The sequence below is a fragment of the Halomonas sp. TH-94 genome (assembly GCF_057473365.1).
The window spans coordinates 1-20,235 of record NZ_JBYCKL010000065.1 but is presented as its reverse complement, the minus strand read 5'-3'; the positions used below and the strand labels follow the sequence as shown (position 1 = coordinate 20,235).

The 20,235-nt window shown below is 64.4% G+C and carries 18 protein-coding genes; 13 read left to right on the top strand and 5 right to left on the bottom strand.

Annotation, left to right across the window (positions count from 1 at the left end):
• Positions 1 to 15: 15 nt before the first annotated feature.
• Positions 16 to 1,731 (top strand): 2-isopropylmalate synthase, encoded by a 1,716-nt coding sequence (leuA, locus tag AC2VNO_RS12445; protein WP_486934401.1) that lies wholly within the window; start codon positions 16 to 18, stop codon positions 1,729 to 1,731.
• Positions 1,732 to 1,762: 31 nt separating this feature from the next.
• On the opposite strand, the gene epmB is transcribed toward leuA, so the two are convergent.
• Positions 1,763 to 2,809: an EF-P beta-lysylation protein EpmB gene (epmB, locus tag AC2VNO_RS12440; RefSeq protein WP_486934400.1), complete on the bottom strand. Its 1,047-nt coding sequence runs from the start codon at positions 2,807 to 2,809 to the stop codon at positions 1,763 to 1,765.
• Positions 2,810 to 2,913: 104 nt separating this feature from the next.
• Here epmB and efp point away from each other — a divergent pair, with 104 nt between their 5' ends.
• Positions 2,914 to 3,480: an elongation factor P gene (gene efp / locus AC2VNO_RS12435; protein ID WP_228579342.1), complete on the top strand. Its 567-nt coding sequence runs from the start codon at positions 2,914 to 2,916 to the stop codon at positions 3,478 to 3,480.
• Positions 3,481 to 3,886: 406 nt separating this feature from the next.
• The gene (gene epmA, locus AC2VNO_RS12430; protein WP_486934399.1) at positions 3,887 to 4,861 is read left to right on the top strand and encodes an EF-P lysine aminoacylase EpmA; all 975 of its coding nucleotides are present in this window, start codon (positions 3,887 to 3,889) and stop codon (positions 4,859 to 4,861) included.
• A 6-nt stretch (positions 4,862 to 4,867) separates the two neighbouring features.
• Here epmA and asd read toward each other — a convergent pair whose 3' ends face one another.
• The 3 genes from asd to rsgA all read right to left on the bottom strand — a co-directional run bounded on the left by asd (position 4,868) and on the right by rsgA (position 7,864).
• On the bottom strand, positions 4,868 to 5,728 hold the full coding sequence (gene asd, locus AC2VNO_RS12425; RefSeq protein WP_486934398.1) for an archaetidylserine decarboxylase: 861 nt from the start codon (positions 5,726 to 5,728) through the stop codon (positions 4,868 to 4,870).
• Between the two features lie 235 nt (positions 5,729 to 5,963).
• Positions 5,964 to 6,794, bottom strand: a complete 831-nt coding sequence (locus tag AC2VNO_RS12420; protein WP_486934397.1) for a sulfurtransferase — start codon at positions 6,792 to 6,794, stop codon at positions 5,964 to 5,966.
• Between the two features lie 35 nt (positions 6,795 to 6,829).
• The gene (gene rsgA, locus AC2VNO_RS12415; protein ID WP_486934396.1) at positions 6,830 to 7,864 is read right to left on the bottom strand and encodes a small ribosomal subunit biogenesis GTPase RsgA; all 1,035 of its coding nucleotides are present in this window, start codon (positions 7,862 to 7,864) and stop codon (positions 6,830 to 6,832) included.
• 88 nt (positions 7,865 to 7,952) lie between these two features.
• Here rsgA and orn point away from each other — a divergent pair, with 88 nt between their 5' ends.
• Positions 7,953 to 8,537 (top strand): oligoribonuclease, encoded by a 585-nt coding sequence (orn, locus tag AC2VNO_RS12410; RefSeq protein WP_486934395.1) that lies wholly within the window; start codon positions 7,953 to 7,955, stop codon positions 8,535 to 8,537.
• Positions 8,538 to 8,597: 60 nt separating this feature from the next.
• Here the strand turns inward: orn and queG are convergent, their stop codons facing one another.
• Positions 8,598 to 9,698: a tRNA epoxyqueuosine(34) reductase QueG gene (gene queG, locus AC2VNO_RS12405; RefSeq protein WP_486934394.1), complete on the bottom strand. Its 1,101-nt coding sequence runs from the start codon at positions 9,696 to 9,698 to the stop codon at positions 8,598 to 8,600.
• Between the two features lie 133 nt (positions 9,699 to 9,831).
• On the opposite strand from queG, the gene AC2VNO_RS12400 reads away from it, so the two are divergent.
• From AC2VNO_RS12400 to hflC, 9 genes are all read left to right on the top strand, one after another.
• The gene (locus AC2VNO_RS12400; RefSeq protein ID WP_486934393.1) at positions 9,832 to 11,361 is read left to right on the top strand and encodes an NAD(P)H-hydrate dehydratase; all 1,530 of its coding nucleotides are present in this window, start codon (positions 9,832 to 9,834) and stop codon (positions 11,359 to 11,361) included.
• Entirely contained in the window at positions 11,342 to 11,842 is a 501-nt protein-coding gene (gene tsaE, locus AC2VNO_RS12395) for a tRNA (adenosine(37)-N6)-threonylcarbamoyltransferase complex ATPase subunit type 1 TsaE (protein WP_486934392.1), read from the top strand. Before AC2VNO_RS12400 ends, tsaE begins: the two co-directional genes overlap by 20 nt.
• 92 nt (positions 11,843 to 11,934) lie before the next feature.
• Positions 11,935 to 13,326 carry an N-acetylmuramoyl-L-alanine amidase gene (locus tag AC2VNO_RS12390; RefSeq protein WP_486934484.1) on the top strand — a complete coding sequence of 464 codons (1,392 nt, stop codon included), beginning with the start codon at positions 11,935 to 11,937 and terminating at the stop codon, positions 13,324 to 13,326.
• Entirely contained in the window at positions 13,323 to 15,260 is a 1,938-nt protein-coding gene (gene mutL, locus AC2VNO_RS12385; protein WP_486934391.1) for a DNA mismatch repair endonuclease MutL, read from the top strand. The genes AC2VNO_RS12390 and mutL overlap by 4 nt, the downstream gene beginning before the upstream one ends.
• A 10-nt stretch (positions 15,261 to 15,270) precedes the next feature.
• The gene (miaA, locus tag AC2VNO_RS12380; RefSeq protein ID WP_486934390.1) at positions 15,271 to 16,209 is read left to right on the top strand and encodes a tRNA (adenosine(37)-N6)-dimethylallyltransferase MiaA; all 939 of its coding nucleotides are present in this window, start codon (positions 15,271 to 15,273) and stop codon (positions 16,207 to 16,209) included.
• A gap of 123 nt (positions 16,210 to 16,332) precedes the next feature.
• Positions 16,333 to 16,584: an RNA chaperone Hfq gene (gene hfq, locus AC2VNO_RS12375; RefSeq protein WP_010627317.1), complete on the top strand. Its 252-nt coding sequence runs from the start codon at positions 16,333 to 16,335 to the stop codon at positions 16,582 to 16,584.
• A gap of 8 nt (positions 16,585 to 16,592) precedes the next feature.
• Positions 16,593 to 17,909 (top strand): ribosome rescue GTPase HflX, encoded by a 1,317-nt coding sequence (hflX, locus tag AC2VNO_RS12370; RefSeq protein ID WP_486934389.1) that lies wholly within the window; start codon positions 16,593 to 16,595, stop codon positions 17,907 to 17,909.
• Positions 17,910 to 18,058: 149 nt separating this feature from the next.
• Positions 18,059 to 19,321, top strand: a complete 1,263-nt coding sequence (gene hflK, locus AC2VNO_RS12365; RefSeq protein WP_486934388.1) for an FtsH protease activity modulator HflK — start codon at positions 18,059 to 18,061, stop codon at positions 19,319 to 19,321.
• The gene (gene hflC, locus AC2VNO_RS12360) at positions 19,322 to 20,206 is read left to right on the top strand and encodes a protease modulator HflC (RefSeq protein WP_228579355.1); all 885 of its coding nucleotides are present in this window, start codon (positions 19,322 to 19,324) and stop codon (positions 20,204 to 20,206) included. It abuts the gene before it with no gap.
• The last annotated feature ends 29 nt before the right edge of the window (positions 20,207 to 20,235 follow it).

Here is a 20,235-nt window from a genome sequence, read left to right as displayed (position 1 = left end):
TGGGAGAAAACCACCATGATGCTCGACAACCCCGCCGTCAAATATCGCCCCTTCGTTGCCGTCGACCTGCCCGACCGTCAATGGCCGAACCGACGCATCGAAACGCCGCCGCTGTGGTGCAGCGTCGACCTGCGTGATGGCAATCAGGCGTTGATCGATCCCATGGATCAGGAGCGCAAGCAGCGCTTTTTCGACCTGCTGGTGAAGATCGGCTTTAAGGAGATCGAGGTCGGTTTCCCCTCGGCGTCGCAAACCGACTTCGATTTCGTACGTGCGCTGATAGAGCAGAACAGGATTCCCGACGACGTCACCATCCAGGTACTGACCCAGGCGCGTCCGCATCTGATTGAACGTACCTTCGAGGCACTCGAGGGCGCCAGGAACGCTATCGTTCACGTATACAACGCTACCGATCCTGTGTTCCGCCGTGTGGTGTTCAACGTCAGCAGGGAAGAGTGCATCGGCATCGCCGTGGACGCCACCACGCAGATCCGCGAGCTGATGGCGGCGGCGCCGGAGACGAACTGGACTTTCCAGTACTCGCCTGAGCTGTTCACCACCACCGAGATGGATTTCGCCAAGGAGGTGGTCGAGGCGGTGATGCAAGCCTACGGCGCCACGGCCGAGAAGCCGATGATCGTCAATCTGCCGGCTACCGTGGAGGCAGCCACGCCCAACAACTACGCCGACCAGGTGGAGTGGTTCTGCCGTAACGTGAAGAATCGCGATCATCTGATCGTCAGCGTTCACCCGCACAACGACCGCGGCACCGGCGTGGCAGCGGCGGAGCTCACCCTGATGGCCGGGGCCGATCGCGTCGAGGGCACCCTGTTCGGCAATGGCGAGCGCACCGGTAACGTCGACATCGTCACCTTGGCCATGAACCTCTATACCCAAGGTGTGAACCCCGGGCTCGACTTCTCCAACATCACGCCGATCATGCGCGAAGTGGAGTACTGCAACCAGCTGCCGGTTCACCCGCGCCATCCTTACGTCGGCGACCTGGTCTTCACCGCCTTCTCAGGCTCCCACCAGGACGCCATCAAGAAGGGCATGGCCGAGCGCCGCGCCAACCCCGATGCCATGTGGGAGGTGCCCTACCTGCCCATCGATCCCCTGGACGTGGGCCGCAGCTACGAGGCGGTGATTCGCGTCAACAGCCAGTCGGGCAAGGGCGGGGTCTCCTACCTGCTCGAGCAGGAGCACGGCATCGAACTGCCGCGCCGGCTCTCCATCGAATTCAGCCAGGTGGTGCAGGAGGTGGCCGATCGCACCGGGCGCGAGATCACCTCGCAGATGATCTATCAGGCCTTCGCCGACGAGTACCTGGAGCGCACGACCCCTTATGCGCTGATCAACCATCGCCTCGCCTCTGAAGCCGATAGCCCCAAGGTGAAACTCGAGGCCAGCATCGACGAGCGTGGCGAGCAGCGTGCCATCCGCGGTGAGGGCAACGGCCCACTGGCTGCCTTCATCAAGGCCCTGGGTGCGGCCGGCCATGACGTGGAGATCATCGACTACCACGAGCACTCACGTGGTCAGGGCGCCGACGCCGAGGCGATCGCCTACGTGGAGGTGCGCATCGATGGCAAGGCGGTGTTCGGCGTGGGCACCGATGAGAGCATCACCAGCGCCTCGATGAAGGCGGTGATGAGCGCCATCAACCGCCACGTCTCCACCCAGCCGGCGGCGGCCAATGTCACCGCCGAGAGCTTGGCAGACGTCAAGTAACTGCTTCTCGACAGCGCCGCCTGATCGTTGGTCACAGCGGCGTCTTGCTCGCCTCGCCGGGGATCTCCCTGACCAGGCGTGGCAGCAGGAAGCCCGGCAGTATCTCTCTGAGGCCCGCGACCAGTTCGCGGGCCTCTGCGTCTGGTACGTCGAAATGTGCCGCGCCAGTAACCGGATCGAGCACATGCAGGTAGTAGGGCAGTACGCCTGCCTCGAACAGTCGCTCGGAGAGCTCGGCCAGCGCCTCCACCGAATCGTTGACGCCGCGCAGCAGCACGCTCTGGTTGAGCAGGGTGACGCCAGCCTGCTTGAGCCGGGCACAGGCTTCGACCATGGCGTCGTCGATCTCCTGGGCGTGATTGACATGCAGCACCATCACTCTCTGCAGCCGCGTATTGCCGAGCCAGCTGAGCAGAGCGTCATCGACCCTGTCGGGAATCACCACCGGCAGGCGGGTATGGATGCGTAGCCGCTTGAGGTGGGGAATCGACTCGAGGCGCTCGACCAGCCAGGCCAACTGGCGGTCGCTGGCGGCCAGGGGGTCGCCGCCGGAGAGAATCGCCTCGTGAATCGAGGTGTCCTGCCTCAGGATATCCAGAGTTCGCTCCCACTGAGCGCGGGAAGGGCTGTTGTCGCCATAGGGGAAGTGGCGACGAAAGCAGTAGCGGCAGTTCACGGCGCAGACGGGGCTGGCGATCAGCAGCACCCTCCCGGCGTACTTGTGGATCAGCCCCGGCCCCGGCGTATGCTCGGCCTCGGCAAGGGGATCGGACACATAGCCCGGTATGGCCACGCCTTCGGCAGCAAGCGGCAGCACCTGGCGCAGCAGGGGATCGGCGGGGTCGCCGTGCCGCATGCGGGCCAGGAACGCCTCGGGCACGCGCACCTCGAACAGAGCGTGGCCTTGCTCGGCGCCGGGTAGCCAGCTGTCATCCAATCCCAGCCGTCGGCACAGCTCGCGCGGGTCTCGGACCGCCCGCGAGAGCTGGGTCTGCCAGAGGCTCTGCAGCGCCAGAGGAGCGACTTCAGCACAGGTCGATTCCGCTCTCTGCAAAAGGGCGGAGCTTCGGGTTATCATGCGGCACACCAGTCACAAAGGGACGAGGGCTCGAATCCTCGTCGATTCGGTTCTTTTGCGCGCCCAGAGCCTGCTGCGGCGCGCCCGATCATTCGAGAGGCAACATGGCTAACTATTCTACCAACGAATTCAAGGGCGGTCTGAAGGTGATGCTCGACGGCGACCCCTGCGCCATCGTCGAGAACGAATTCGTCAAGCCAGGCAAGGGGCAGGCGTTCAACCGTGTGAAGCTGCGCAACCTGATCACCGGGCGCGTGTGGGAGCGCACCTTCAAGTCGGGGGAGTCTCTCGAAGGCGCCGACGTCATCGATCTCGAGATGGAGTATCTCTACAACGACGGCGACATGTGGCACTTCATGAAAACCGACGGCTCTTTCGAGCAGTACGCCGTCGAGAAGAAGGCGCTGGGCGACACCGTCAAGTGGCTCAAGGAGCAGGTGGCCTACACCGTGACGCTGTGGAACGACAATGCCATCAGCGTGACGCCGCCCAACTTCATCGAGCTGGAAGTGGTCGAGACCGACCCGGGCCTGAAGGGCGACACCGCTCAGGGCGGCTCCAAGCCGGCCACGCTCTCATCGGGTGCGGTGGTGCGGGTGCCGCTGTTCATCAACCAGGGCGAAGTGCTGAAAGTCGATACGCGCTCTGGTGACTACGTCTCCCGCGCTTGAGCTGCAGCCCTTCCTGCGCTTGCTCATACGTCGTTGAATCCCGAGTCGGCTTGCTCATTTAGCGCTGCTAAACTCCGCTGCCTTACTCGGGATTCGCCTCGTCTGAGCATCGCTCGGAGAGGGCGCTAGGACGGCTTGTGCGGTTAGCTGCGTAGGGGACAGGTAGTAGAGAGGGTCTTTTGCCATGGGTGAGGAGCATCGCTCCGAGCGGGCTGGCCATGGATGGCCAGCCCCGGTCCTGCAAGCGGAGCAGGATGCGAGAGCGAAGCAGGGCAAAAGTAGCGTACAGGGAGGTATTCACAGCGCCCTCTCGTAGACCTGTCGCCGGCAAGCCGCGGTTTCTTGCTGCCCAATGTAGGCCACGCTCCAAGGGCGTGGCTTTCTTGTTGCTGGGAGGTAGTAGAGTATGACGACTGACTGGCGCCCCACGGCGAGTATCGAGACGCTGCGCGAGCGAGCGCGGCTGCTGGCCGAGGTGCGGGCGTTCTTCGCCGCGCGCGGCGTGCTGGAGGTGGAGACGCCGGTGTTGGGACACGGCGGCAGCACCGACGTGCACCTGGCCTCGCTGTCGCTCGAGGCGACGACGCCTGCCGGGCGCGAGCGGCTGTGGCTGCAGACTTCTCCCGAGTTTCATATGAAGCGGCTGCTGGCCGCAGGTTCAGGGTCGATCTTTCAGCTGGCGCGCAGCTTCCGTGACGGCGAGGTAGGCAGCCGCCACAATATCGAATTCACCATGCTGGAGTGGTATCGCCCGGGCTTCTCCCTCGACGATCTGATCGAGGAAGCGGCGGGGTTGATTCGCCATGTGCTTGGTCGCGATCCCGGCCCGCTGCGCCGGCGACGTTATCGCGAGCTGTTCCGCGAGGCGTTGGGACTTGACCCCTTCACCGTCGAGATCGATGCGCTGCGCCGAACTGCAAGTGAGCGCGGCGGACTCGACATGCACGATGCCGAGCACGACGACTGCCTCGACCTGCTGATGAGTCTGATCATCGAGCCCGATCTGGGGCGCGAGGGGCTCGACGTGGTAGTGGACTACCCAGCGAGCCAGGCGGCCTTGGCGCGGCGCCATCGCGATCCCGAAGACGGCGAGTGGGTCGCCTCGCGCTTCGAGGTCTATCTCGGCGGGCTGGAGCTCGCCAACGGCTATGACGAACTCACCGATGCCGATGAGCAGCGTGCGCGCTTTATCGAGGACAATGGCGTACGGCGGGGGTTGGGGCTGCCGGAGGTGGATATCGACCTACGCCTGCTGGCTGGACTCGAACACGGCATGCCGGCAGGCAGCGGCGTGGCGCTCGGCATCGACCGGCTGATCCAGCTCGCCCTGGGGCGGGCGAGCGTTGCCGAAGTCATGGCCTTCGCCACGCAGCGTTGCTAAGAGCGGCTAGACGAAGTCGGGCGTATTCCGCTTCGGGAAGCCACCCAGCGACTGGCCCATGCTGACCTTGGTCTTGGGTGCCAGGGCGGCGTCGAAGTCGACCTGGCCGGCGAAGGTCATCACCACCGTGGAGCCGAGTTTGAAGCGGCCCATCTCCGCGCCGCGTTCGAGGTGAATCGGCTTGTCGAAGCGGATGCGCTGCACCTGGCCCGAGAGCGGAGTGATCTGTCCGGCCCACACCGTCTCGATTGCAGCCACGATCATCGCACCGACCAGTACCACCGCCATGGGGCCGTATTCGGTATCGAAATGGCACACCAGGCGCTCGTTGCGCGCAAACAGATTGGGGACATGGTCCGTCGTGGCCGAGTTGACCGAGAACAGCCGCCCCGGCACGTAGACCATTTCGGTCAGGGTGCCGGCCAGCGGCATGTGTACGCGGTGGTAGTCCTTGGGCGAGAGATAGACGTTGGCGTAGCTGCCGCCGCTGTAGCGTCGCGCGGCGTCGGCATCGCCGCCGAGCAGGTCGATCACCGAGAAGCGGTGCCCCTTGGCTTGCAGCAGCTTGTCGGCCTCGATGGGGCCGAATTGAGAAAGGTTGCCGTCGGCGGGTGAGAGCAGCCCTTCGCCAAGGGGGCGAGCGCCCGGCTTCAGCTCCCGGGTAAAGAAATCGTTGAAAGTGGCATAGGCGGTGGGATCGGGATCGGCGGCCTCGCCCATGTCGACCTTGAAGGCCTTGATGAAGGCGCGAATCAGCGCATTCTTGAGCCAGGCCACGCGGGTTTCGGCAAGGCAACCCACCAGCCGTGAGAGCAGGTGATGGGGAATCGGATACTGGATCAGGGCGAAGAACTTGGCGAGAGACAAGGTAAGTCCATTCCATGCAGGCAAATTTTGCGCGGTCTGTGAGGCAGAGAAGCAACCTTGTCGAGGACGCAGCCCTGAGGGAGCCGGGCGGCGCAAATCGACAGGGATGTCGATTTAGGGCAGGCAAGAGGGACCTTGATCCTGCCCGGCGCGCCACCCCGCTCTCGAATGCCAGGGTTTCGTTCTCGATTGTCGCAAATCGCCTCGCATGACCGCCCAGCGATAAGGGCGTAGTTTACTTCTCTATCGGCGTATCGTCGCGGTTGCCCCACTCCTTCCAGGAGCCGGCATAGCCGCGGATCTTCTCGAAGCCCAGTGCCTTGCCTACCAGCCAGGTGAAGCCGCTGCGGTGGTGGCTCTGGCAGTGAGTGACCACTTCCATATCCGGCGTGAGCCCCAGTGCCTCGAGCTCGGTGATCAGCTCGGCGTAATCGCGAATACGCAGCGCACGCTCCTTGTCCATGGCCTCGGTCCACTCCATGTTGACCGCGCCGGGAATATGGCCGAGCTGCTTGTTCTCGCCTTTCTCGCCCCGGTACTCCGCCGGTGAGCGAGCGTCCCATACCGCGAAGCCTTTTTCGTGCAACCGCTCTTGCAGCTCCAGTCGGTCGATGGCCGCCTCCGGGTGCAGAATCTCGGCTTCGTATTCGCTGGGAGCCGGTTGGCTCGGCTCATGGGCGACCGGCTGGGCAGCCTGGCGCCATGCGTGGATGCCGCCGTTGAGGTAGGAGTAGCGGGTATGGCCGATCAGCTCCAGTGTCCACAACAGGCGTCCGGCCCAGCCACCGCCCTCATCGTCGTAAGCTACCACGTGGGTATCGCGGGTGAGCCCCAGTGATGAGAACAGCTTCGACAGCGCCTCGGTGATCGGCACCTCGTTGGGCACCTCGCCCTCGCCGCGCATCAGACGGCGAAAGTCCAGGAGCACGGCGCCAGGCACATGGCCCTCTTCATAGCTTTCCGTTCGCAGCGGGACGTCGACGATCAGCAGCTGTGGGTCGTCCAAGTGCTCGGTGAGCTGCTCGGGTTCGACGATCAGCGGTAGCAGATTCTCTTCGGAACTCATGGCGCTCTCCTTGGTCTTGTCGCGATGCGGCCGAGTCAGGTCTCGTTGAGACTATCGACGATATGGCGGTAGCTGGCAAAGCGCTGGGGATGTATGTCGCCGCGTTCGACGGCTTCGAGCAGGGCGCAGCCCGGCTCCTGGCGGTGGCTGCAGTCGCGAAAACGGCAGCGACCCAGGAAGTCGCGAAACTCGATGAAGCCTTCGGCGACCTGCTGCTCGTCCAGATGGACCAGGCCGAATTCGCGGATCCCCGGCGAGTCGATCAGCTCGGCGTCGTCGGCGGCCGGCAGCTGGTAGAGCCGGGCCGTAGTGGTCGTATGGGTGCCCTTGCGCGAATCCTTCGACAGCGCGCCGATGCGCAGTGACTCATCGGGCAGCAGACGGTCGATCAACGACGACTTGCCAACGCCGCTCTGACCGACGAATACCGACGTGCGCCCGTCCAGGCGCTCCAGCAGGGCATCCAGCCCATCGTCGCGGGCGGTGGTCGTCGCCACCACCGGGTAACCCAGCGCCTCGTAGCGAGCCAGCAGTGCGCGCAGCTCGCCCCCATCGTCGGGTAGCAGGTCGATCTTGTTGAGTACCAGCACGGGGGCGATGCCGGTGGCCTCGGCGGCTACCAGGTAGCGGTCGATCAGATTGGGGTGCGGGGCGGGTTCCACGGCGAACACGATGAGTATCTGATCGATATTGGCTGCCACCGGCTTGAGCAGGCCGCGAGGGTCGGGGCGTTCCAGCACATTCTGCCGCTCGCTGCGGGCCACCACCACGCCATCCACTACGTTACCAGCCGGGTCGTAGGCGGCGCGCCAGACGACCCGGTCGCCCGTTACCAGCCCTTCGAGGTTGGCACGTAGGTGGCAACGAACCGTGCCCAGGCTCTCATCGCCCAGTACATCGAGGGTACGGCCGAAATGGGCGATGACGCGACCAGGCTGTTCCGGCCCGTATTCGCCGGCGTTGAGCTTATGCTCATCCTTGGCATCGCGCTGCTCGGCGCGCCTGGACCTCTCGGCCTGTACCTTCTCGATTCGCCAGCGCTGCTGGCGGCTCAACTTGCGTTTGCTCATGGGCACCCGAAGATCGTTACAATAGGGGCATTGTACCCAGCGTGGCTCGGCCTGTCCCGCTGCGCCCTTCAACCTGGAGTTTTATTCAATGGCGAATACCCCCACGCCACGAGAAGACCTGCTGGTATGGATCGACCTCGAGATGACCGGACTCGACCCCGAGCGTGAACGCATCATCGAGGTGGCCACGCTGATTACCGACGGCGAACTCAATCTGATTGCAGAGGGCCCGGTGTTCGCGGTGCATCAGCCCGATGCGCTTCTCGCCGCCATGGACGACTGGAACCAGAAGACCCACGGCGAGTCGGGACTGGTCGAGCGCGTCAAGCAGAGCCATGTCGATACCGCCGAAGCCGAGCGGCAGACTCTTGCGTTTCTCAAGACCTACGTGGCCCCCGGCTCCTCGCCCATGTGCGGCAACAGCGTGCATCAGGATCGACGCTTCCTCGAACGCGAGATGCCCGAGCTGCTGGCCTTCTTTCACTACCGCAATCTGGACGTCTCGACCCTCAAGGAGCTGGCCAAACGCTGGAATCCGGGTGCGCTGGCCGGCTTCAGCAAGCGCAATACCCACCAGGCGCTGGACGACATCCGCGAATCGGTGGCGGAGTTGGGACACTATCGCAATACGTTCCTGCGCTTGGCCGGCAGCGAGCGCGACGAAGAGGAGTAGGGGCGCCCTGGCTGGCCCACCAAGGGGAGCTGTCCCCGGTAAAGCCTTGGCCCACCACGGTCAGGCGCTTGCTATCAGCCGGGCACGCTTCTCCCGCTGCCGTTCGAGCGCCCAGCGCACGTGCTCGCGCACCAGGTCGGAGGGGAAGGCGAGGCGGGCGTGCAGGGCCGCCACCACGCTTTCGCTCCAGGGGGCGTTGCCTAGCCCCACCGCCAGGTTGCGCAGCCAGCGCTCGTAGCCGATGCGGCGAATCGGGCTGCCGGCGGTCTTGTCGAGAAACTCTTCCTCACCCCAGGCGAACAGCGACACCAGGCTGGCACGATCCAGGTCGTGGCGAGGAGAGAAGTCGACTTCCGTCGTGGCTTTGGCAAAGCGGGTGAAGGGGCAGACCAGCTGACAGTCGTCGCAGCCGAACACGCGGTTGCCCATGGCTTCGCGAAAGCGCTCCGGGATGCTGCCGAACAGCTCGATGGTGAGATAGGAGATGCAGGCGCGGGCGTCGACCACCTTGTCCTCAACGATGGCTTCGGTGGGACAGGCCGTGCGGCAGGCGCTGCAGCTGCCGCAGTGTTCGCTGTCGAAGGGCGGGTCGACGGGCAGCGGCAAGTCGACGTAGAGTTCGCCGAGAAAGAACAGCGAGCCCGCTCGGGGATTGAGCAACATGGCGTTCTTGCCCACCCAGCCCAGCCCGGCCTTGCGCGCCAGGGCGCGCTCCATCACCGGCGCCGAGTCGACGAAGGCGCGGTAGCCGAAGGGGCCGACGCGCTCCTCTATCCAGCTGGCCAGGGTGGCCAGGCGTTTGCGCATCAGCTTGTGATAGTCGCGGCCCACCGCATAGCGTGAGACATAGGCCGTTTCCGGCTGGCCCAGCACCTTGGCGCTTTCGACGTCAGCCGGCAGGTAGTCCAGACGCGCGCTGATCACCCGCAGGGTACCGGGAACGAGTTCCTCGGGCCGGGTACGCTTGGTGCCATGCTTGGCCATGAACCCCATTTCACCCTGGAAGCCGGCATCCAGCCAGCGCTGCAGGTGGCGCTCGTCCTCGGCCAGATCGATGTCGGCGATGCCCACCTGCTGGAAGCCGAGCTCACGCCCCCACGTCTTGATGGTGGCGGCCAACTCTTCCAGCGCGCTGTCTTCGAGGATTGCGGGGGAGGTCATGATCGAGAAAAAACCGGGTAAAAACGTAGCGTAGGGATTGGCGAGAGCGCCATGCAGCTTACACTCGCATGATAAAGCAATGCCGCCAGGGAGACACGGGGTGTCGGATAACCGTTCAGAACGATCACAGGTCATGCTGCGTCCGTTGTATCGCGCCGAGCAAGTGCGCGAGCTGGACCGACGTACCATTGATGGCGGCATCGAGGGATTCGCCCTGATGCAGCGGGCTGCGACGGCCGCCTGGCAAAGTCTCAAGGCTCGCTGGCCCGGTGTCAGACGCATCAGTGTGCTGTGCGGAGGCGGCAACAACGGTGGCGATGGCCACGTGCTGTCTGCTCTGGCGACGGTGGCAGGTGTCGAGGTGCAGCGCATCGCTCTCAAGCCGACAGCAGCGCTCGAAGGCGACGCGGCACGGGCCGCCGAGATGGCCACGGCTGCGGGAGTCGGGCTGGAAACCTGGCGCACGGATATCGCTTTTCGCGGCGAAGTGATCGTCGATGCGCTTCTCGGTACCGGGCTCAGCGGTGAGGTGGGCGGCGAGTACCGCGATGCCATCGAGGCGATCAATGCCAGCGGCCTGCCGGTGCTGGCCATCGACATCCCCAGCGGGCTGGCCGCCGATACCGGCGCCGAGCTCGGCGTGGCGGTACGTGCCACCCGCACGGTCACTTTCATCGGCGACAAGATCGGCCTGCATACCGGACGGGCGCCGGCGCTTGCCGGTGAGGTGCACTTCCGAGCCTTGGGGGTCGATGCGCGTAGCCATGCCGACCTCAGGCCGGCCGCGGATTTGCTCGATCAAGAGCTGGTTGAAGCGTGGTTGCCTGCGCGTGACCGCGATGCCCACAAGGGCGACATGGGGCATGTGCTGGTGCTGGGCGGGGCGCCGGGCTTCGGCGGTGCGGCGCTGCTGGCCAGTGAGGCGGCGGCGCGCCTGGGTGCCGGGAAGATCAGCTTGGCGACCGCTCCGGAGCACGTCACGGCCTGCCTGACCTATCGCCCCGAGGTGATGGTACATGGTCTGCGCGGCGCCGCCGAGCTGGGGGCGTTGCCGGACAAGGCCGACGTGCTGGTAGTCGGGCCTGGCCTGGGGCAGGCGGCGTGGGGGCAGGGCATGCTGCAGGTGGCACTGAGCGCCACCCGGCCGCTGGTGGTGGATGCCGATGGGCTAAACCTGCTGGCTTCTCATTTCACCGATCAGCGTCGCGATGACTGGATACTCACGCCTCATCCGGGGGAGGCGGGACGTCTGCTGGGCTGTCGTGCCGCGGACGTGGAGGCCGACCGACCCGCGGCGGCGAGCGAGCTTCAGCGCCGCTACGGCGGTGTGATCGTGCTCAAGGGAGCCGGCACCTTGATAGCAGGACCGGAAAGCCTGGCGGTGTGTCCCTACGGTAATCCCGGTATGGCCTCGGGGGGCATGGGCGACGTTCTCTCGGGCATGCTTGGGGCGCTGCTGGCGCAGGGTCTGCCGCTGGAAATGGCTGCCAGGCTCGGCGTCATGGTACATGCCATGGCCGCCGACATGGCGGTGCGTGATGCGGGGGAGCGTGGCCTGCTGGCGGCCGATCTGGCATCCTATGCGCGAGTCATCGTCAATCCCGGTTTCGTACCGGGGTTAGCTACGTTTTCCGGGGGCCATGATGCGCATAAGACTCGATGACGAAGACCGTCAGGTCGTCTTCGGGCAGTGTCTGGGTAGAGCCCTGAAGGGGCGGGGGCGCCTCTATCTCGAAGGTGAGCTGGGTGCCGGCAAGACGACGCTGGCTCGCGGTATCTTGAGAGCCTATGGGCATGCCGGGGCCGTCAAGAGCCCGACCTACACGCTGGTCGAGCCCTACGAGTTGGAGGGCGGCCTGATCTACCATTTCGACCTGTACCGCCTGGGCGATCCCGAGGAGCTCGAGTTCATCGGTGGCCGCGATCTGTTCGCCGACGATGCGCTTTGTATCGTCGAGTGGCCGAGCCAGGGCGAAGGCTGGCTGCCGCTACCCGACCTGAAGGTGGCTCTGGCACTGTGCGGCGAGGGACGTGAAGCCCGGCTCGTGGCCAACACCCCCCATGGCCGAACGGTGCTCGAGGCCTTGCGTATGGAACCCGCCCTGACCGATCTGATTTGCAATGGAGAGCGTGAAACGCCGTGATGATCACTCGATCCTTGCCCTCGGGCCAAGACGGTAAGCTGAGTCTCATTTACCGCAGTTGCCTTGGTCTGCTGCTTTTCTTACTGCTGTTGATGACGACTCCCGTGCAAGCTGCCCAGGTCGACAATATTCGTCTTTGGGCGGCTCCCGACCATGCCCGCCTGGTATTCGACCTCTCAACCGATGCCGAAGCCAATGTCTTCATGCTGGACAATCCACGGCGGTTGGTCATCGACCTCGATCGCAGCGAGCTCAATATGGATCTCGCCCAGCTCGACTTGTCGGGTAGCGCCATCTCCACGGTACGTAGCGGCTCGCGTGACGGCGGGGGGCTGCGCGTGGTGCTGGAGCTTTCCCGCGACGTGGAGCCGCGCCATTTTACCTTGCCACCCACCGACCAGTATGGACACCGTCTGGTAGTGGACATGGAGTACCCGGGTGAGAGCGCGGTGGAGAACCCCATCGATCCGATCGAAGCCATGATTCGCGAGCAGGAGATAGCCGCTACTCGACATCGCGGCGAATCGGCCGGCGAGGCGCCTCGCATTGACCCCGAGGTGGTGGCGCAGCAGCCGGCGGCACCGCATCCGCGTCGGGACATCATCATCGCCATTGACCCTGGGCATGGCGGGGAGGATCCCGGTGCGATCGGGCCCGGCGGCACCCGGGAGAAGGATGTGGTCATGGAGATCAGCCGCCGCCTGCAGCGTCTCGTCGACGGGGCCGAAGGCTTCCGCGCCGTGATGATCCGCGACGGTGACTACTATATCGGGCTGCGCCAGCGCACTCGCATAGCGCGTGAGCAGAAGGCCGACTTCTTCGTTTCGGTACACGCCGACGCCTTCACCAGCCCGCGGCCCAGTGGCAGTTCGGTCTATGCGCTTTCCCAGAGCGGTGCCACCTCGGAGACGGCCCAGTGGCTGGCGGCCAGTGAGAATCGCGCCGACCTGATCGGTGGCGTCGACGGCAATCTCTCGCTCAACGACAAGGACGAGGTGCTGCGTGGCGTACTGCTCGACCTGACCATGACCGCCACGCTCAACGACTCGCTGTCCATTGGCGGTCAGGTGCTCGACCAGTTGGGTCGCGTCAACCGATTGCATCGCTCCCGGGTGGAGCAGGCCGGCTTCATGGTGCTCAAGTCGCCCGATATTCCATCGCTTCTGATCGAGACGGGGTTCATCTCCAATCCCGACGAGGAGCGCCGCCTGCGCGACTCGGGGCATCAGCAGCGGCTGGCCGAGTCGATCTTTTCCGGTATCGAGTCGCACTTCCGCAGCAATCCGCCGCCGGCCAGCCTGCTGGCCTGGCAGCGCGACAATCGCCGCACGCCCTCGAGTAACGAGTACCGCATCCAGCCCGGCGATACGCTATCGCAGATCGCCGCCCGGCACGGGGTGCCGGTGGCGCAGCTCAAACAGGCTAATGAAATCAACGGCGATGTGATCCGTGTCGGTCAGGTATTGCGGATCCCTCGCTCATGACGGTTCTCGACGCCACCCGGCGAATCCGCGTTCTCGACCCCCGGCTGGCCAACCAGATCGCCGCCGGCGAGGTGGTGGAGCGCCCGGCTTCGGTGGTCAAGGAGCTGGTCGAGAATGCCATCGATGCCGGCAGCAGCCGCGTCGAGGTGGAGCTCGAAGCCGGTGGCGCCCGCTTGATTCGCGTGCGTGACGACGGCAGTGGCATCGCCGAAGCCGATCTGCCGTTGGCACTGTCGCGCCATGCCACCAGCAAGATCGCATCGCTGGAAGACCTGGAAGGTGTGGCCAGCCTTGGCTTTCGCGGCGAGGCGCTGGCCTCGATCAGTTCGGTGTCGCGGCTCGAGCTGGTGGCCAATGTGGATGACGATCCGCGAAACGGCTGGCGCGTGGTAGCCGAGGGGCGCCAGATGGAGCCTCGGGTCAGCCCGGCACCGCATCCCCGCGGCACCTCTGTCACGGTGCGCGACCTCTTCTTCAACACGCCGGCACGGCGCAAGTTCCTGCGTACCGAGAAGACCGAATATGGGCATGTTGAAGAAGCTTTCCGGCGCCTGGCGCTCTCTCGCTACGACATCGCCTGGGTGCTGCGCCACAATCAGAAGACCGTTCATCAGCTACCGGCAGGCGATGATGCCACCCGCCGCGAACGGCGCATCGCCGCCCTGTTGGGCAAGAGTTTCATCGAGAATGCCCTGCACCTCGACCTGACGGCCGGCGGCCTGCGCCTGTGGGGCTGGGTGGGGCTGCCCACCCATTCCCGCGCCCAGGCCGATCAGCAGTACTTCTTCGTCAACGGACGGGTGGTGCGCGACCGACTGGTAGCCCATGCCATTCGTCAGGCCTACCGTGACGTGCTGTTCCATGGTCGCCATCCGGTGTTCGTGCTCTATCTGGAAGTCGACCCCACGGTAGTGGACGTCAATGTCCATCCTACCAAGCACGAGGTGCGCTTTCGCGACGGTCGACTGGTGCACGACTTTCTCTTCTCCAGCATGCATCGGGCCCTGGCTGAGGCGCGACCGGCCGGCAACGATCTGCAACCGGAAAGCTCACCCTTAGAGGTAACCCGGGACGGAGCAAGCGACGCTGGGCAGGAAGTGCGCGAGCCCGCGGCCCACTGGCAGCAGCAGCTCATGGCACTGCACCCTACCGGCGAATCGTCCGGACGGGTAACGGCCGACCGCGTGCGTGCCTTCATGAATGGCTACCGCGCACTGCACCCCGACCACGAGGAGCAACTGCTCACGCCTCGATCCACCGATGGCGAGATGAGCGACGAGGTTTCAGTACCGGCCGGAGAAGGTGTGGCCATGGCGGCTGATCTTCCCGCTGCTGAAGAGGGCAGCGGTATTCCGCCGCTTGGCTTCGCCATCGCTCAGCTCCATGGGATCTACATTCTTTCCCAGACCGCCCAGGGCATGATCATCGTCGACATGCACGCGGCCCACGAGCGCATCGTCTACGAGCGCATGAAGTCTCAGGTTCACGACGGTGCGTTACAGGCACAGCCGCTGTTGGTACCGATGTCGCTTGCGGCGAGCCACGCCGAGGTGGCTACCGCGGAAGCTGAGCGTGATGCCTTCAGCCGCTTGGGGGTAGAGCTCGACGTGGCAGGGCCTGAGACGCTGCTGGTGCGTCAGGTACCGGCGCTGCTGGCCGATGCCGATGTCGAACCACTGATCCGCGACATGCTGGAAGATCTGGAACGCTTCGGACGCTCCGACCGCCTGGAGGCGCGTATCAACGAGCTGCTGGCCACGATGGCCTGCCATGGCAGCGTGCGTGCCAACCGGCGCCTGAGCGTAGCCGAGATGAACGCGCTGCTGCGTGACATGGAGCGCACCGAGCGTAGCGGCCAGTGCAACCATGGCCGGCCTACCTGGACCGAAATGTCGCTGAAGCAGCTCGATCGCCTCTTCCTGCGAGGGCAGTGAGGAGCCTTCGATGACAGATTCTCGTCCCACTGCCATATTGCTGATGGGCCCCACCGCCGCCGGCAAGACCGATCTGGCTATCGCCCTGCATGAACGGCTCGACTGCGAGTTGATCAGTATGGACTCGGCCATGGTCTATCGCGGCATGGACATCGGCAGCGCCAAACCCTGTGCAGAAGAGCTCGCGCGTGCGCCGCACCGGTTGATCGACATCCGCGACCCGGCCGAGCCGTACTCGGCGGCCGACTTTCGCGAGGACGCGTGCCGTGAGATGCGACAAATCACCGCAGCGGGACGGGTGCCGCTACTTGTCGGTGGCACCATGATGTACGCCAAGCGCCTGCTCGAGGGTGTGGCCAATCTGCCAGCCGCCGATCGGGCGATACGCGCCGAACTGACGCGCGAGGCCGAGCGCAGCGGCCTGGCAGGGCTGCATGCCGAACTAGCCCGGGTCGACCCCGACTCCGCGCGGCGCATTCATCCCAACGATCCGCAGCGGTTGATGCGTGCTCTGGAGGTCTATCGTGCCAGCGGCTTGACCCTGACCGAGCTGTGGCGACAGCAGCAGCCTGAAACCTTCCCCTGGAAAGTGGTGTCGATAGGACTCACGCCTTTCGATCGACGTATTCTGCATGAGCGGATCGCGGCACGTTTCGAGGTAATGCTCAACGCCGGCCTGCTCGGCGAGGTGGAGGCGCTTCGGGCGCGTGGCGACCTGCATCTCGAGCTGCCGTCGATGAAGAGTGTCGGCTATCGTCAGGCTTGGGAGTACCTCGATGGTTCGGGGGATATCGAGGCGTTGCGCCATCGCACGGTGGTGGCGACCCGTCAGCTGGCCAAGCGCCAATTGACGTGGCTGCGCAGCTGGCCGGCACTGCACTGGGTCGATAGTCAGACCCCGAATGCGCTGGACGAGGTCCTGAAATTCGTGCGTGAATCGGGCTCTTAGCGTAAGATGTTGGCTTCGAGTGGCCGGGGGACCAGGCCAAACCGGCATGGTGGCATGTCGCAAGACAGGCAACCCAAGAACACAACTTTCACCCCTCAAAAGAACGTTTTAGGGAGAGGTAAAATGTCCAAAGGGCAGTCCCTTCAAGACCCATACCTGAACATCCTGCGCAAGGAGCGCATTCCGGTTTCGATTTTCCTGGTCAACGGCATCAAGCTGCAGGGACAGATCGAGTCCTTCGATCAGTTCGTGATTCTGCTGCGCAACACCGTCAGTCAGATGGTCTACAAGCACGCCATCTCCACTGTGGTGCCTTCGCGCAACGTGCGGCTGCCGCCGCAGGATCCCGCGGCTCAGCCGGACAGCAACGTGTGAGGTATTGATTGTTTTTTGAACGACCCGACGCCGGCGAAACGGCAGTACTGGTTCATGTGGACTTCCAGGACGATCGCGAGCGCGAGGATCCGGGCGAGTTCCTGGAGCTGGTCCGTTCCGCCGGAGCCGACCCGGCCATGTTGCTCACCGGGAGCCGGCATCGCCCCGATTCGCGCACCTTCATCGGTAGCGGCAAGTTGGAAGAGCTGCGTGAGGCGCTACAGCTGCACGGCGCCGAGCTGGTCATCTTCAACCACGGCTTGAGTCCTTCCCAGGAGCGTAACCTGGAGCGGGAGCTCAAGTGTCGGGTATTGGACCGTACCGGACTGATACTCGATATCTTTGCTCAGCGAGCGCGTACCCATGAGGGCAAGCTGCAGGTCGAGCTGGCCCAGCTCGAGTACATGGCGACTCGTCTGGTGCGGGGCTGGACCCACCTTGAACGTCAGAAGGGCGGCATCGGCCTGCGCGGTCCGGGCGAAACGCAGCTCGAGACCGACCGTCGTTTGCTGCGGGCTCGAATCAAGTCCATTCACAAGCGGCTCGACAAGGTTCGCAGCCAGCGCAGCCAGAATCGTCGTGCGCGCGAGCGAGCGGAAATTCCCAGCGTTTCGCTGGTCGGCTATACCAATGCCGGCAAGTCGACGTTGTTCAATGCGCTGACCGAGGCGAAGGTCTACGCGGCCGACCAGCTGTTCGCCACCCTTGACCCGACCCTGCGGCGACTTGAAATCGATGACGTAGGTCCCGTGGTGCTTGCGGATACGGTGGGTTTCATCCGCCATTTGCCGCACAAGCTGGTCGAGGCCTTCCAGGCCACGCTTCAGGAAGCGTCCGAAGCGACACTGCTGGTGCACGTGATAGACGCTGCCGACCCCGACCGCGAACTCAATGTGGAGCAGGTCGAAAACGTGCTCAACGAAATCGGTGCGCTGGATGTGCCGATGCTCAAGGTAATGAACAAGATCGATCTGCTCGACAGTGCGCCGCGGATCGAGCGTGACGGGCATGGCAAGCCCGAGGTCGTCTGGCTGTCGGCACGCGACGGGCGAGGCCTCGATTTGCTGGGGCAGGCACTGTCGGAGTGTCTGGCGGAGAACGTTATCGAGTTCAGCGTGCTGCTTTCACCGCAGCAAGGTCGCCTGCGTGCGAGCCTGCACGAACTCGGTGCCGTACGACAAGAAGAGTACGAGGAAGGTGGCATGGTGCGGCTCGACGTGCGCCTTCCTCGGCGTGATTTCCTGCAGTTGATGGCCCGGTTGGGAGAGCGTGCGGAAGACTATCTTCCGTCCGAGCTGCACGAACGGCCGGTATGGGATGCGTGACGACGGCAGTGTCCCGATCGACTGGATCGACTTCCCCTAGAAATAACGACGCCGGACGATAATCGGCGTCATAACAGGATGGCAACCGGCCTCTCTAATGCGGCTGACCGTGACGCCGATTGAGAGGCAACGCAGAGTGGAGACGACGTATGGCTTGGAATGAGCCGGGTGGCGGCAACCAGCATGACCCCTGGAGCGGTGGGGGGCGACGCGGTGGCGGCAATGGCGGCAGCGGCGGCAATGGCGGGAATGGCGGCGGCGGTGGTAACCGCGGCGGTAACCAGGGGCCACCCGACCTTGACGAGGCCCTGAAGAAGTTTCAGGACAAGCTCAATGGCATGCTGGGCGGCCGTGGTGGCAAAGGTGGCGGCGGTCGAGGCGGCAAGGGTGGCGGAAAGCCGCGCAATACCTTTGCGCTGCCGGGCCTGCTGCTGGTGATCGCCCTAGGCATTTGGGGAGCCATGGGGTTCTACCTGGTCGACCAGGCCGAGCGCGGCGTCGTGCTGCGCTTCGGTGAGTTCCAGACCGTGGTGGGCCCAGGCCTGCACTGGAACCCGCCGCTGATCGATGACGTGCGTATGGTCAACGTGACCCGCGTTCGTTCACTGACTCAGACCCAGGCGATGCTGACCCGCGACGAGAACATCGTCGAGGTCGAGATCTCGGCTCAGTATCAGGTCAACAACCCGCGTGACTTCGTGCTCAACGTGCGCAATCCGCAGCTCTCCATCGAGAATGCGCTGGACAGTGCGCTGCGCCACGTGGTCGGCGGCACGGACATGATCGAGATTCTGACCTCCGGTCGTGAAATCCTCGGTAGCTCCGTGGCGAGTCGACTGCAGACTTATCTGGACAGCTACGGCACGGGGATTCGCCTGCAGACCATCAACATCGAGTCGACCTCGGCGCCGGCCCCCGTCATCGATGCCTTCGACGACGTGATCCGGGCTCGCGAAGATCGTCAGCGGACCATCAACGAGGGCATGGCTTACGCCAATGCCATCATTCCGGCCGCCCAGGGTCAGGCGCAGCGTCTGGTCGAGCAGGGCCAGGGGTATCGCGAGTCGGTAGTGGCAGAAGCTCAAGGTCAGGCCAACCGCTTCAACGCGCTGCTGGTTCAATATGACAACGCGCCGGAAATCATGCGTGAGCGTCTCTACATCGATGCCATGGCCGACGTCTTCGCACGTACGCCGAAGGTACTGATCGATGTCCGTGACGACGCCCCGCTGATGTATCTGCCGCTCGACCAGCGCCCTGGCGGCGGTGGCGGTAGCGGTGGTGGCGAGGGCAACGGCGATGCGGCACGTGGCGAAAGCGGTGAGCTCGATCCACGAGTGCTCGAACGCCTGCGGACGACGTCCTCGGCGCAGGGTGGCAATACCGGTGGTATCCGCAGGGAGGGCCGCTAAATGGTGAACAACCGTTCCTTGATCATCGTGGGTGGCCTGGCTGCCGTGGCCTGGTTGGCCAGCAACAGCCTCTATGTGGTCGACGAGACCGAGCGTGCCGTCAAGCTGCGTTTCGGTGAGGTCATCGAAGAGAACATCCAGCCTGGACTGCACTTCAAGGTGCCGATCACGCAGACCGTTCGCAAGTTCGACACTCGCGTACTGACGCTGGATACCGATACCAGCCGCTACCTGACCCTCGAACAGAAAGCGGTGATCGTGGACTCCTACGTCAAGTGGCAGGTGATCAATCCCACCCGCTACTACGAGGCGACGGCCGGAGACGAGATGATGGCGATTCGCCTCATCCAGCCGCGGGTCGACGAAAGTCTGCGTAACGAATTCGGGCGTCTGGACCTGCAGCAGATCATTGCCGAGCGTCGTGACGATCTGATGATTCGTCCGACCCAGGAGCTCGATGCGCTGATGCGAGAAGAGCTTGGCGTGTCGATCCTGGATATCCGGGTGAAGCGTATCGACCTGCCCGATGACGTATCGGCCGCGGTTTTCGAGCGGATGCGCTCCGAGCGTGAGCGTGAGGCTCGCGAGTGGCGCGCCCAGGGTCAGGAAGAGGCCGAGCGTATTCGCGCCAACGCCGACCGTCGGCGTCAGGTGCTACTGGCCCAGGCCACCGAGCGTGCCGAGACTCTGCGCGGTGAAGGCGATGCCGAAGCGGCGGCGATATTCTCGGAGGCCTACGGTCAGAACCAGGAGTTCTTCAGCTTCTGGCGCAGCCTCAACGCCTACCGCAACAGCTTCGACGGCGAGCGGGACATGCTGGTGCTGGACCCGACCAGCGATTTCTTCCGCTACCTGCGTAGCCCCGGAATCCAGAACGACGAATGACCTGGTAACGTCGACCGGCAAAGGCCGGT